11 protein-coding genes are annotated in these 14,091 nt (G+C 43.4%); all 11 read right to left on the reverse strand.

The features are described 5' to 3' along the window. The coding region (gene fusA / locus RWX26_RS10150; RefSeq protein ID WP_314581442.1) for an elongation factor G at positions 1-1,901 on the reverse strand (1,901 nt) is incomplete at its 3' end. A 241-nt stretch (positions 1,902-2,142) separates the two neighbouring features. Next, positions 2,143-2,613 (reverse strand): 30S ribosomal protein S7, encoded by a 471-nt coding sequence (rpsG, locus tag RWX26_RS10155; protein WP_002893865.1) that lies wholly within the window; start codon positions 2,611-2,613, stop codon positions 2,143-2,145. 19 nt (positions 2,614-2,632) lie between these two features. After that, positions 2,633-3,046 (reverse strand): 30S ribosomal protein S12, encoded by a 414-nt coding sequence (gene rpsL, locus RWX26_RS10160; RefSeq protein ID WP_002893867.1) that lies wholly within the window; start codon positions 3,044-3,046, stop codon positions 2,633-2,635. 215 nt (positions 3,047-3,261) lie between these two features. Further along, complete coding sequence (locus tag RWX26_RS10165) at positions 3,262-3,726, reverse strand: hypothetical protein (RefSeq protein WP_314581449.1); 465 nt, start codon at positions 3,724-3,726, stop codon at positions 3,262-3,264. A gap of 21 nt (positions 3,727-3,747) precedes the next feature. Next, positions 3,748-4,563, reverse strand: coding sequence for a pur operon repressor (gene purR, locus RWX26_RS10170; RefSeq protein WP_223312124.1), 816 nt, complete (start codon positions 4,561-4,563; stop codon positions 3,748-3,750). Positions 4,564-4,655: 92 nt separating this feature from the next. Beyond that, on the reverse strand, positions 4,656-5,600 hold the full coding sequence (locus RWX26_RS10175) for a 3'-5' exoribonuclease YhaM family protein (protein ID WP_314581452.1): 945 nt from the start codon (positions 5,598-5,600) through the stop codon (positions 4,656-4,658). After that, positions 5,590-6,846 (reverse strand): DNA recombination protein RmuC, encoded by a 1,257-nt coding sequence (rmuC, locus tag RWX26_RS10180; protein WP_011837560.1) that lies wholly within the window; start codon positions 6,844-6,846, stop codon positions 5,590-5,592. The genes RWX26_RS10175 and rmuC overlap by 11 nt, the downstream gene beginning before the upstream one ends. A 1-nt stretch (position 6,847) precedes the next feature. Further along, positions 6,848-7,480: a thiamine diphosphokinase gene (locus RWX26_RS10185; RefSeq protein WP_314581508.1), complete on the reverse strand. Its 633-nt coding sequence runs from the start codon at positions 7,478-7,480 to the stop codon at positions 6,848-6,850. Next, positions 7,473-8,132: a ribulose-phosphate 3-epimerase gene (rpe, locus tag RWX26_RS10190; RefSeq protein WP_049552868.1), complete on the reverse strand. Its 660-nt coding sequence runs from the start codon at positions 8,130-8,132 to the stop codon at positions 7,473-7,475. The genes RWX26_RS10185 and rpe overlap by 8 nt, the downstream gene beginning before the upstream one ends. An 11-nt stretch (positions 8,133-8,143) precedes the next feature. After that, entirely contained in the window at positions 8,144-9,022 is an 879-nt protein-coding gene (gene rsgA / locus RWX26_RS10195; protein WP_314581458.1) for a ribosome small subunit-dependent GTPase A, read from the reverse strand. Between the two features lie 234 nt (positions 9,023-9,256). Further along, entirely contained in the window at positions 9,257-13,939 is a 4,683-nt protein-coding gene (locus RWX26_RS10200) for a Cna B-type domain-containing protein (RefSeq protein WP_314581460.1), read from the reverse strand. Between the last annotated feature and the right edge of the window lie 152 nt (positions 13,940-14,091).

Below are 14,091 nucleotides of genomic sequence, written 5' to 3' on the forward strand. Positions count from 1 at the left end.
GCTTCCATACCATCAACACGTCCACGACGAGCTGTTACGTGACCCATAACGTCACCAAGGTTTTCTTCAGGAACAGTGATTGTTACCAACATCATTGGTTCAAGGATAGCTGGTTGTGCAGTCTTAGCAGCTTCTTTCAAAGCAAGTGATGCAGCAACCTTGAAGGCTGTTTCAGATGAGTCGACATCATGGTATGAACCATCGTAAAGTTTCGCTTTCACGTCAACGATTGGGTAACCAGCAAGGACACCGTTCGCCATTGACTCAACCAAACCTTTTTCTACTGCAGGGATGAATTCGCGTGGAACCACACCACCGACAATAGCATTTTCAAACTCGAAACCTTTTCCTTCTTCGTTTGGTGTAAATTCGATCCAAACGTCACCGAATTGACCTTTACCACCAGATTGGCGTTTGAAGAATCCACGAGCTTGAGTAGAAGCGCGGAATGTTTCACGGTAAGATACTTGAGGAGCACCTACGTTTGCTTCAACCTTGAACTCACGACGCATACGGTCAACAAGGACATCCAAGTGAAGCTCACCCATACCAGAGATAACTGTTTCACCAGTTTCAACGTTTGTTTCAACACGGAAAGTTGGATCTTCTTCAGCCAGTTTTTGCAGAGCAACGCCCATCTTGTCTTGGTCAGCCTTAGACTTAGGCTCAACCATCAATTGGATAACTGGTTCTGGAACGTTGATAGACTCAAGGATGATTTTAGCTTTTTCATCTGTCAATGAGTCACCAGTAGTTGTATCTTTCAAACCTACGGCAGCAGCGATATCACCCGCATAAACAGTTTCAATTTCATTACGGCTGTTAGCGTGCATTTGCAGGATACGTCCGATACGCTCACGTTTACCTTTAGAAGTGTTCAATACGTATGAACCGCTGTTCAGAACACCTGAGTAAACACGGAAGAAAGTCAAACGACCTACGAATGGGTCAGTCATGATCTTGAAGGCAAGAGCTGCAAATGGCTCTTCGTCAGATGCTGGACGAGTTTCTTCTTCTTCTGTATCTGGGTTGATACCTTTGATCGCTGGGATGTCAAGCGGGCTTGGCAAGTAATCAATAACTGCATCAAGCATCAACTGAACACCCTTGTTCTTAAAGGCAGAACCACACAATACTGGGAAGAACTCAACGTTGATAGTCGCTTTACGGATAGCAGCTTTCAATTCTTCGTTAGTGATTTCTTCACCTTCAAGGTATTTCATCATCAAATCTTCATCAGTTTCAGCAACTGCTTCCACCAATTTTTCACGGTACTCTTGAGCTTGCTCAAGGTATTCAGCTGGGATATCTTCTTCCAAAATATCTGTACCAAGGTCGTTAGTATAGATTTCAGCCTTCATCTTGATCAAGTCAATAATTCCGCGGAAGTCATCTTCTGAACCAATTGGCAATTGGATTGGATGAGCGTTTGCTTGAAGACGATCATGCAAAGTGCTTACTGAGTAAAGGAAATCAGCACCAATCTTGTCCATCTTGTTGGCAAATACGATACGAGGAACTCCGTACTCAGTTGCTTGGCGCCAAACTGTTTCAGTTTGAGGTTCAACACCTGATTGTGAGTCAAGAACGGTTACCGCACCGTCCAAGACACGAAGAGAACGTTGTACTTCGATTGTGAAGTCCACGTGTCCCGGTGTGTCGATGATGTTTACGCGGTGGTTGTTCCATTGAGCAGTTGTCGCAGCAGATGTGATAGTGATACCACGTTCTTGCTCTTGCTCCATCCAGTCCATTTGTGACGCACCTTCGTGAGTTTCACCGATTTTGTGGATTTTACCAGTGTAGTAAAGAATACGCTCAGTTGTTGTTGTTTTACCAGCATCAACGTGGGCCATGATACCGATATTACGAGTTTTTTCAAGTGAAAATTCGCGAGCCATTTGGTTATTTCTCCTATTAATTTATTTTACAGTTTATTATAACATTATTTAGCAAAAACGGATAGGCAGGACCTACCCGTTCTCAATGTTTATCTTGTTTTTGTTGGTCTCAACTTGTAGATGAGTTGAATTGAACTCGGGCTAAAAGCTCGGAAAATAGATAAGCTTTTCTAGAATCTTTGATTCTGCGTCAAGTTTCCTAATTTTCAGTCGCTTTTTTAACGCCCTTAGTATCTTATTCTTACCAACGGAAGTGTGCGAAGGCACGGTTAGCTTCTGCCATACGGTGAGTGTCTTCACGTTTCTTAACAGCTGCACCAGTGTTGTTAGATGCATCCAAGATTTCTTTTGCAAGGCGGTCAACCATTGTGTGCTCACCACGTTGACGAGCAATCGTTACCAACCAGCGAAGTCCAAGTGTTGTACGGCGTTCTGGACGAACTTCAACCGGAACTTGGTAGTTTGAACCACCGACACGGCGAGCACGAACTTCAAGTACAGGCATGATATTTTCCATAGCTGTTTCAAATACTTCCAGCGCATCGTTCCCAGTTGCTTCTTTGATTTGATCAAAAGCTCCGTAAACGATAGAAGCCGCTGTACCACGCTTACCATCAAGCATAACGCGGTTGATAAGACGAGTAACTAATTTTGAATTGTAAAGCGGATCTGGCAATACTTCGCGCTTAGGCGCTTGGTTTTTACGACTCATTTATCTTTCTCCCCTTTCCTTATGCTTTTGGTTTTTTAGTACCGTATTTAGAACGGCCTTGTTTACGATCAGTAACACCTGCTGTATCAAGTGCACCGCGGACGATATGGTAACGTACCCCTGGAAGGTCTTTTACACGTCCACCACGAAGAAGCACCACGCTGTGCTCTTGCAAGTTGTGTCCGATACCTGGGATGTAAGCAGTAACTTCGATAAGGTTGCTCAAACGTACACGAGCAAATTTACGAAGGGCAGAGTTAGGTTTTTTAGGTGTCATAGTTCCAACACGAGTTGCTACACCACGTTTTTGTGGTGAAGAAACGTTTGTTTGAACTTTTTTATGACTGTTGTAACCAACGTTCAAAGCTGGTGATTTAGATTTTTCTACTTTTGATTTACGCGGTTTGCGAACCAATTGGTTAATTGTAGGCATCTACATTCTCCTGTATTTTTTTAATTTTGGTGATGATACACTTGGTGACAGCTATCATCTGCGTGTACTTTTGCAACATTTGTCAGCACGTCTCTGTACACTTTTGAGAGACCAAAAGTAAAAAGTACCGTCTATCATTATAGCACGACGATACTTTTCTGTCAATACATTTTTTCTATTTTAAGCCTATCTCTGTTTATTAGATTGCTGCTAACTTATTGCTGCGGCTGAGCCACTGCTTCTTCTGATACAGCAGCTGAATTTTCAGAAACAGCTACCTGAGCTGCTTCCGGATCAATCAAGACTGCTATCGCCTGAATACGGCTTTGGAATCTAGCCTTCGTCGCTGCATCCTTGACCTTCTCTACTGTAGTCTTAGCCAGCTGCAAATCTTCCAAAGTTTGCATGGTTTCAAGCTGTTTGACTGCTTCTTCTGCGGCCTGAACTGCTTGCTCCTCTTCCTGAATTTCTTTTTCCTGTGCTTCTTTTTGAGCAGAAGATAGCTGTAAGGAAGAGCTGCTTGATGCGATGCTGGCAGCTGAACTAACTGAATTTCTGGTGGAATTAGACTGACCTTGTACAAAAACCATGCCGGTAATCAGAATTCCAAATAAAATCGACAATACTCCTAAACGAATCCACAGCGGACTGTGGTCAAACTTTTCTAAAACTATTTTCATCTATAATCTCCGCCCTTTTCCCTAATCAAAAATATTTCCAATTTCCACATCAATGGTATTCGCCTTGACATCAATATTGGTTACTTTCAAGAGCGATTTATAGTCCAGATAATCGCGATTGGCCTGCGCGTTGTCCGCAAAGACAGCTACACCTGCCAACTCAGAGTCGAACTCAGATAAGAGACTAATCATCCCTGTAATAGTCCCCCCACCTTTGAGGAAGTCATCCACAATCAAGACGCGACTGCCAGCCTTGAGACTGCGCTTAGACAAGAACATCTTTTCAATACGATCTCCGCTGGAGCCCGATACGTAGTTGACACTGACCGTTGATCCTTCTGTAATCTTTAAATCCCGACGAACGATGACAAAAGGCACATTGAGAACATTGGCTACTGCATTAGCCAAAGGTACTCCCTTAGTCGCAACCGTCATGACAGCATCAATCTGTTGACCTTTAAAGCTTTTGGCAATGATCCGTCCGATATTATTCAAAATGGATGGAGTGCTGAGCAGATCAGATAGGTAAATGTAGCCCCCCGGAAGAATCCGATTGCTTTCAGATAGCTGATCACAAAGACCTTGCACAATGGTCTTAGCTTCTGCATCGGAGATGGACGGGCTGAAAATCACTCCTCCACCGGCACCCGTAATCGTTTCGATGGTCCCAATTTCAATCTCTTCAAAGGCTCGCTTAATAATGACAATATCTTCTGAAATAGAAGATTTGGCAGATTCGTATTTTTCTGCAAATGTATTTAAGCTCGTTAATTCATAAGGATGGTTAATCAAATAATTAGAAATAACCACCATACGCTCACTTCTTCTTAATTTCATTTTTTCACCAATTAAAGTTATTTTATTCATTATACCATAACAGAAACAAAAAAACGAACATTCTTTTCCAAGTAATGTCCATTTTTCGTATTTTACTGTTCAAGTTTTGGTTTGTAGAAGGAACGGCCTTCAAGAGCGAATATTTTATTGCTCATTTGACCTGGATCAACAAGTCCCAAGGCAGCAGTCATCATCATCATTTCCGCATCCAGATTATCAATCATGTGCAGAATTTCTGCCTCCATAATCTTAGGCCGGACAGGACTACCGTATTCCATGAGACCGTGGTGGCTGAGAAGGACATGCCGCAGGACGATTACTTCTTCTTTGCTGTCATCAATTTTCAGCTCCATCAAGGTCTTGGTCAGTTCCTCATCAATCAAAGCGATGTGCCCAATCAGATTGCCTCGCACAGTATACTCGGTATTTTCCGGACCGCTGAGCTCAATAACCTTGGCCAAGTCATGAAGCATAATCCCTGCGAATAACAAGCTTTTATTAAGCTGAGGATAAATGTCTCCGATAGCATCTGCCAGCTTGACCATAGTAGCTGTATGAAAAGCTAGACCAGACTCAAAAGCATGGTGATTGGTCTTAGCTGCTGGATAAGAATAAAACTCTTTGTCATACTTGCTATAAAGCGAACGCACCACGCGCTGCCAGACCGAATTCTCAATCTTAAAAATCATCTGAGATAAATAGTCTCGAATTTCTTTCTGGTCAACTGGCGGTTTTTCCTTGAAATCCGCTGGATCATTGGGCTCTCCAGCCTTAGGAAGACGCAGGGTCAGTTGATTTACCTGGGGTGTGTTATTGTAGACTTCTCGTCGGCCTTGCATGTGCACGACCTTGCCAGCAGTGAATTCTTCAACATTATGTGGCTGAGCATCCCAGAGTTTGCCTTCAATTACCCCTGTATCATCTTGGAACGTAAAGGCCAGATAATTTTTTCCAGCCCTTGTCTGACGGACTTCTGCTGACTTGATCAGATAGAAACCTTCAAACAGTTCATCTTTTTTCATTTGATTAATCTTCATTGTTTTCCCTTTCTTCTGAAAAATCAAGTAAGTTTAAATCGAGGTCTTGGTCAGACAGCTCAATATGGCGTAAGGTTCTTTCGATAGCTCCTGTCCTACGGGTTAAGAGTTCATCAATATTGCCCGAAGCATGCTGCAAGTGTTTTTGTGCCTTGGTCAGAATGCCACCGAACTTGTTAAACTCGGATTTGACAGAACCCAGAACCTTGCTGATGTCGTCGGCACTTTTTTGGATATTGAGCGTTTTAAAGCCGACAGAGAGCGAGTTGAGCAAGGCAGACAAGGTCGATGGACCTGCCACCACAATCTGCTCCTCTCGGCGCAAACTATCAAAAAAGGCTGGATTGCGGACAACTTCCGAATAGAGACCTTCCGTTGGCAGAAACATAATTCCAAAATTGGTCGTAGCTGGTGGTGCCAGATATTTACTCTTAATATCCTTGGCAAAGCGTTTAACACTTGCTAAGAGAGACTTGCGATAGAGCTCAATCTCTTCCTTGCTGCCAGATTCATAAGCATCTTCCAAACGGTAGTAATCAGCCAGAGGGAACTTAGAATCAATGGGCAGATAGACATATTCATGCTCTGTCTGTCCCGGCAGTTTAATGGCATATTCGACCCGCTCACTGGAGCCGGCCACCGTCACAAACTCTCGCTCATACTGACTAGCCGTCATGATGTCCTCGATAATCTGGCCTAGTTGCAACTCGCCTAGAATCCCTCGGGTCTTGGTGTTGGAAAGGACCTTGTTCAAGGTGCCGACATCTCGAGCAACACTCTGCATTTCTCCCAGACCGCGATTGACAGACTCCAACTGCTTAGAGACCGTTTCAAAAGAAGTCTGAAGACGAGTCTGAAGTGTCTTTTCCAGTTTTTCTTCAACAGTCTGTCGCATCTGCTCTAGACGGGTTTCATTGGACTCTTGAATCTGCCGCATACGCTCGTCAGTTTTATCCCGATTCTTGGTCAGGTTGTCACTGATTTCCAAGCGCAGCTCTGTCAAGTTGCGGTGCAAGTCTGTCCTGACCTCGCTTAAGCGATCTCCCAGAGCTAATTCCAGCTCTTTCTGAGCCGTTTGCTTTTTCTGGCTTTCTTGCTCCAAGCGATAGTCCAACTGATCCGATAGATGATCTGCCTGATTTTCCAAGACTTGCTTTAGCGTCTCGGTCTGCTGACTGAGCTTTTGCCATAGGAGAAAAGTCAGCACTAGGTTTCCCAAAAGAATGAGGATAATTATAAACTCCATATCAGCTCCTGTCTTTGCTGTAAATGACGACTGTATAGCCGCTATCAAAGTCCAAATAAATGGGCTTATCTATAAATTCGTTAGAAGCATACACTTTTTTGAAAAAAAAGTTATCTTTATTGAGCGGATATTTGGCGCCCTCAATCGTTAAGGCAGCATCATCCGACGGCAGAAAGGCTAGATAGCGCATACCAGCTACCGGTTTGATTTCATGGCGACCCTTGGGAACATAGGTCAGCAGATTCTGTTCGTCTTCCAGAAAAATCTTCTCCATATATGGTGCAATTTTTTCATTACTGGGCAGGAAGACATTAGCCAAGGCATGATCCAGACGGCCGCCAAAGGCGCCGAAAATGGTCAAACGGGCATCTGGATACCGTTCAAAACAAGCCAGAACAGCTAACTCCAGGTCTGTATCATCCTTTTCAGGATGGGCCTGAACGACTTCCTTGGCACTATCTTTTATACGCAGCAACTCCTCCTTGGTCACAGAGTCAAAATCCCCGACAGCCAAATCAGGACAAACTCCTTGCTCAAGCAGAAAAAGGCTCCCACGGTCTACTCCGACCAACACATCAAAATCTAAGCTAAAATGCTCCAAGTTTCCGCCAGCAAACAGCGCAACCTTAGTCATGTAGGGCATCCCGTAAGGTTTGGACTTGATGATTGACATCACCTTTGAAGACATAGCTGCCTGCTACGAAGACATTGGCACCGGCTTCTTTAGCAATACCAATGGTCTTATCGTCAATACCGCCATCCACTTCAATATCAAAATTCAGCTGATTGACTTCGCGCAGAACGACCAGTTCACGAATCTTATCCATGGTTTCTGGCAGAAAGGCCTGGCCGCCAAAGCCTGGATTAACTGTCATCACAAGGACTTGGTCAACCAGATTTAAAACATTTTTGACTGCTTCGACTGGTGTTCCCGGATTAATCACAACACTAGGCTTAACTCCTGCTGCCCGAATCTTCTGCAGTGCTCCGTGGATATGAGGTGTCGCTTCGGCATGGATGCTGATAATATCTGCACCGGCACGAGCGAATTCTTCGATATGGTGCTCAGGATTGGAAACCATCAGATGGCAGTCAAAGACTAGCTTGCTGTGAGGACGCATACTGGCAACAACCCCAGCTCCAAAGCTGATATTTGGTACAAAATGACCATCCATAATATCGATATGGGCATACTCAGCACCTGTCGCTTCTAATTTCTTCAATTCTGCTTCAAAATTAGCATAGTCCGCACTTAAGATTGAAGGGGCGATTTTGAACGATGTCATAGTTCTTCTCCTTATTTAGAATTTTTTTTGGCAACTTTTTTATAAGTTTCCCGACGATTCTCAATCTCGCTGAGAAACTGCAGATAATTGTCAAAGCGGAAGGACGCTATCTTGCCGGTCTCAACAGCTGGCTTGACTGCACAAGCTGGCTCGTGAGTATGGGTACAAGTACGAAATTTACAGAATTGGCTGAACTCAGCAATCTCAGGAAAAGCTTGATTGAGATCTTCAGCTGTACTCACCTCGTAATCCAAAGACGAAAATCCTGGCGTATCGGCAATCTTACCGCCGTTTAGATTGTAAAAGCTGACGACCCGTGTCGTATGGCGGCCACGACCCAAACTTTCGGAAATCTCTCCTGTTTCCAATTGCAGGTCTGGAGCGATTTTATTGAGCAGAGTGGACTTTCCAACCCCGGTCTGTCCCATAAAAACAGTGATTTTCCCTGTCAGCAGCGGCAGCAACTCTTCAGTAGCCTTAAGGACCTCATAACCGATGGCCTGATAGGTCTGTACATAGACATCCAAGCTCTGCTCATCTTCAAGTAGGTCTAACTTGCTGATGTAGATAATAGGATGAATCTGTTTATGCTCTAAAAGCACCAGAAAACGATCTAACAGATTGGCATTGAAATCCGGCTCCCTAGCACTCATGATAACAACAGCTTGGTCAATATTGACAATCGGAGGGCGTACAAGACTGTTCTTTCGCTCTGCTATTTTTAAAATATAACCTTCCGAGTCTTTTTCAGCTGAAAATTCGACTTCATCACCGACATAAGGTGTCTGCCCTTTTTTGCGAAAATTACCCCGCGCTCTGGTTTGATAAACCTGTCCGTCCGACTCTACATAATAGAAACCAGCCAGAGCCTTAATGATTTTTCCTTGCAAGATTGCTCCTTAAAAGTTAATACACTCATTATAACAAAAAATGCGAGATTTAGCTTGCTTGTTTTGCATAGAAGGCATTTCTTAAGATTGGCTTCTTTTTTCATAGAAAGTAGCTGCTTTAAAATACTTGGGATGAAACTAACATGATAAAAGCGAACAAGTCCAAAAGAACCTGTTCGCTTTTTTATATCGAATGAGATGCCCACTGTAATTTTCAGTAAGTATCAAAACAAATTAGCTGCGTTTCGCCTTAGCCATCAGCATTCCTCCTGCGAGAAGAGCTGTTAAGAAGCCAAGAATAGTAACAAGAAGACTTTCTTCCTGTCCAGTACGAGGAAGAGTTTTCCCTCCGACTTTCGGAGCTTGAACGCCTGGCTTATTATTTACCGCTCCTTCAACAGCATCTTTCTTAGCAGGGATATGACTGAAGGTCAGCTGAGTACCGTTGATCTCAAGCTTGTAGCCATCAACTGGATCAGCCGCAACACTATAGACAATTTCCTTACCGTCCTTGTACTTAGGAAGGTCGCTAAAGTTATACTGCCAACCATTTTCTTCTGACACAACCTCTTCTTTAATTGGTTTGCCATCTGCCAAGAGGCGAACAGTAATTTTGGAAGGTCGTACCTTATCTTGATTTTCAGCATCTGACCATACCGCAGTTCCCTTAACAGCAATCTGTGTTGGTTTATAGCTGTTAGTCAAAGTGAAGCTGCCATCTGTTGTTTGTTCTTGGCTGCTGCTATAACCCTCAACCGTCACTTCTTCAAGGACTGTATAGTTGATTTTCTTGCCCTTCTTATTCTTAGGCAGATCTTTGGACTCAAACTTCCAGTCAGTAGCAGCTGTCACTTCCAGCTCATCTACCACCTTATCTCCGTCCAAAATCTTGACCTTGATAGATGCCGGGCGCTTGCCATCTTGATTATTAGCATCATCCCAAACCTTTTGACCAGAGACTTTAACGGTTTCTGGAGTATAGGAGTTGGTAATGGTGAACTTATCAATCTTAGTTTCATATTGAGCAACTGACACTTCAGAAAGCGTGTAAACAATCTCTTGACCATTTCTATATTTAGGCAGGTCTTTAGATTCAAACTTCCATCCATTAGCAGCTGTTACTTCAAGTGTATCAACAATAGTGCTTCCATCCATTACCTTAACTGTAATAGATGTTGGGCGTTTGCCGTCTTGATCGTCTGCATCATCCCAGACTTTCTGACCAGAAACTTTAACCTGCTCTGGAGTATGAGAGTTAGTGATTGTCTGACCTTCTACTTTCGGACTGTAACCTTTTTCTTTCAAAGCGACTACTGTTGCATCATCCTCTTTGACGGAGTAGGTGATCTTCTGTCCCTTGTCAAACTGAGGCAGATTAGTGAAACTTGCTTTCCATGTGTTGGCATCTGCCTTATCAGCAACTGTCAATGTTAATGTCTTACCTGCGACAGCAACTGGCTCTTCACCATTTACTGAGCTATACAGTTGCACTGTGATAGAAGCTGGACGCTTGCCGTCTTGGTTATCAGCATCATCCCAGACCTTCGTAACAGCATACTCCGTACTTTGAGGAGTGTAAGAATTAGTAATGGTGAACTTATCAATCTTCGTTTGATATTCCGCAACTGCTTCTTCAGTAACAGTGTAGGCAATCTCTTGACCTGCTGCATACTTAGGAAGAGCTTTAGACTCAAACTTCCAATCGTTAGCAGCTGTTACTTCCAGCTCATCTACGATAGTATCGCCATTTTTCACTTTAACCTTAACAGAAGCTGGACGCTTGCCGTCTTGGTTATCAGCGTCATCCCAGACTTTTTGACCGGAAATCTTGATCATCTCTGGTGTATAAGAGTTGGTAACAGTGAAATCTTTGATTTCTTTAGTGTAGCCAGCTACATCATCTTCCTCGATAGAGTAATCAATCTTCTGACCATTTTCATAGACTGGCAGATTTTCAAATTTGGTTTGCCATTGATCAGCAGCCGTCACTTCCTTGCTAGCGACTTCTGTCTTGACACCGCCGACTGTCTTCATCAGCTTAATGCTAATCTTAGTTGGACGCTTGCCGTCTTGATTGTCGCTGTCATTCCAGGTCTTTCTGGCAGTGATTTCTGTCTTTTCTGGTGTATAAGAGTTAGTGATATTGTAGCCGTTGAGATTGGTTGAATAACCCGGTACAGCTTCTTCTGTCACTGTATAGGTGATCCGTTGGCCATCCTTATAGACTGGCAAGCCAGTAAAGTTGTAAGACCAACCTTCTGCCTCACTGACTGTTTGGGTATTGACTTTTTGACCGTCAGCTAGCAGATTAACTGTGATAGAAGCTGGACGTTTGCCATCTTGGTTATCGCCATCCTCCCAAGTCTTGCTTCCAGACACAGTCGTTGTCTCTGGAGTGTAAGAATTAGTGATGTTGTAACCCTCTACCTTGCTAGTATAACCTGGTACAGCTTCCTCACTTACGGTATAAGTGATTTCTTGGCCTGCTGCATATTTAGGTAAAGCCTTAGACTCATACTTCCATTCGTTAGCGGAAGTCACATTTTGCTCATCAACAACCGTATCACCATTCAGAATTTTAACCTTAACAGAAGCTGGACGCTTACCGTCTTGGTTGTCCACATCATCCCATCTCTTCTGACCAGAAATCTTGACCGTTTCTGGAGTGTAAGAGTTGGTGATGTTGTAGCCGTCCACCTTGCTCGTGTAGCCTGAGACAGCTTCTTCTGCAACAGTATAAGCAATTTCTTGGCCTGCTGCATATTTAGGAAGAGGATTAGATTCATATTTCCAACCGTTAGCAGCAGTCACTTCCTGTATATCGACAATATCTTGGCCTTTCAAGATCTTGACTCTAACAGCATTTGGACGCTTGCCGTCTTGGTTTTCCGCATCATCCCACTTCTTCTGACCGGAAATCTTGATGGTTTCTGGCTTGTAAGTGTTGGTCACTACAAAGCCGTCAGCAGCATTGCCAGTTACCTGAGATTGATAGTGAGGGACCGCATCTTCTTCAATAGAATAAACAACTTCTTGTCCCTTTTCATATTTGTTCAAGTTGGTGAACTCGGTTGCCCACTGGTCAGCTTCGGTCAGAGTTCGATTCGCAACTTCTGATTTCTGACCACCAACTTCTTTATAAAGTTTTACAACAACATTGGCAGGACGTTTGCCGTCTTGATTTTCAGCGTCATCCCATTTTTTGCTAGCTTTGATAGCGATTTTCTCTGGCGTACGACTATTGGTAACAGTGAGATTTTCCTGATCTACTTCTGGAGCATCGTAGCCATCAAGCTGATCTTCACCGATTGTATAGGTGATTTTTTGACCATTTGTATCAAAGATTGGTAAATCACTTGTCTGAGCTGTCCACTCCGCATCAGTACTGCCACCAGTTACGGTCACTGTCTTATCAGCCAGTTTTTGACCGTTAGCGTAGACATCTACAGCAATAGAAGCTGGACGCTTGCCATCCTGATTGCTTTCATCTTTCCAAACTTTCTTGACTGTCAGCTTTTTGCTGGCATTTGGATCCACCGTATTCTTGACTGTCTTAACCGCTCCATCAGCCTTGATAGTCACCTTCATCGGATTGCTGTCCAGTACATAGCCTTCCGGAGCTGTTACTTCTTCTACTGTGAATTGACCTTTCTTGATTTCTTCACTTGAGAAAGGCTGTGTAGAAACCCGACCGTTAGCATCTGTCGGCGGCAGAGTAATCTCTTCACCGCTAGGAGTTGTCACCTTAAAGACAGCACCTTCCAGCATTTTGCCAGTCTTAGAATCTTGCTTGTAGAGAACCAGACTGTTGCTGATATCCGCTGTAATGACACCGCCTTCTGTAATCCGGCTGCTACGCTCTACTGTAGAACTCGTCTGACCAGGACGGTCATCTCTGAATGGCAGTTTTTCATTATTAACTTCCATCTCAGCCGTATTGGATACTAAAGAACCATCAGCTGGTGAAGTTGTCATATAGTTCAACATAAAGGCATGGTTGTCTGGATTAAGAATGGTCAGAGTAAACTCTGTATAGGTCTCATTATAAATAACCGTGTAATCTTGACCTTCTTTCAAGATAACAGAATTCGCAATACTTGATAAACTCTGTGTGTACTCCCCTTGGCGAAGGACAAATTGCTCCGGAACGAATTGCATTGGCGCACTGCTATCTGGAATTACATCCTTGATAACAATCGGAGAATTATAAGTCTTTTGCTGAGTATTGATACGAACAGTCCAGTTATGGGAGTAGTCTCCGCTCTTGCCAAGAATAGCCGAATTATATGGCTTCTTAGCAATGACCCCTCCAATCTTAGCGTAGTTTTCACCGGCTGTTGAAAAACTGCTTTGTTTGCGCTCGTTAATGGTTACCTTATGGCTCATCGCGCCTTGAGTTTCCTCGGGATTATAATTCCAGTCCTGATCAGCGCCTACTGTCGTCGCCTGAAAGTCAAAGAAGAAGCTTCCTCTTACGCCAGTAGCAGTTGTTTTAGCCTTGTAATCTGCTAAATTTTGAATAGTGACTGTAATAAGGCCACCCTTGGCTGATCCATTTGAAGTCATCTTGGCTGATCCAAGCTGGACCTGCGTTTCATTATCCGTCAGGGTAAAGGTTGTACCATTAGCAATGGTTGCACCGTTTGGTACTGTAAAGGTAAAGGTGTCCCCATCCTTGAGCTGGCTATCGTAAGCTGACAAATCAAAAACTAGCTCATAACGATAATTTCCCCCTTGAACCAAATTATAAGCACCGTTAACCTTGGTTGCTTCGCGGCCATTAGAATGATCCCAGATTTTAATATCCGTGATGGCATTCTTCAAAACATCTGCTTGAGCCGTTGCTGTAAAGAGCTTTAAATCCAGCAAAAACAGAAGGGGCAGCATCAAAAATAGCAGCCATTTTTTCAGTTTCATAACATTCTCCTTTTTTATTTTGTTACCTAAATAAGTAATTAATCTTATTGTAACAAATACTTACTATAATGGCAATATTATAGAACTATTTTAGTAAAGAAAAAATAGAAGCTTTTTCGTAGTATGAAAAAATTTCACATTCTCTATTGGCA

Source organism: uncultured Streptococcus sp. (genome assembly GCF_963536705.1).
In the GTDB taxonomy this organism is placed as follows: domain Bacteria; phylum Bacillota; class Bacilli; order Lactobacillales; family Streptococcaceae; genus Streptococcus.

What these genes read in the sequence shown, in the direction of transcription:
- rpsG (WP_002893865.1), bottom strand. Translation starts at nt 2,613, where the DNA reads ATGAGTCGTAAAAACCAAGCGCCTAAGCGCGAAGTATTGCCAGATCCG.
- rpsL (WP_002893867.1), bottom strand. Translation starts at nt 3,046, where the DNA reads ATGCCTACAATTAACCAATTGGTTCGCAAACCGCGTAAATCAAAAGTA.
- RWX26_RS10165 (WP_314581449.1), bottom strand. Translation starts at nt 3,726, where the DNA reads ATGAAAATAGTTTTAGAAAAGTTTGACCACAGTCCGCTGTGGATTCGT.
- purR (WP_223312124.1), bottom strand. Translation starts at nt 4,563, where the DNA reads ATGAAATTAAGAAGAAGTGAGCGTATGGTGGTTATTTCTAATTATTTG.
- RWX26_RS10175 (WP_314581452.1), bottom strand. Translation starts at nt 5,600, where the DNA reads ATGAAGATTAATCAAATGAAAAAAGATGAACTGTTTGAAGGTTTCTAT.
- rmuC (WP_011837560.1), bottom strand. Translation starts at nt 6,846, where the DNA reads ATGGAGTTTATAATTATCCTCATTCTTTTGGGAAACCTAGTGCTGACT.
- RWX26_RS10185 (WP_314581508.1), bottom strand. Translation starts at nt 7,480, where the DNA reads ATGACTAAGGTTGCGCTGTTTGCTGGCGGAAACTTGGAGCATTTTAGC.
- rpe (WP_049552868.1), bottom strand. Translation starts at nt 8,132, where the DNA reads ATGACATCGTTCAAAATCGCCCCTTCAATCTTAAGTGCGGACTATGCT.
- RWX26_RS10200 (WP_314581460.1), bottom strand. Translation starts at nt 13,939, where the DNA reads ATGAAACTGAAAAAATGGCTGCTATTTTTGATGCTGCCCCTTCTGTTT.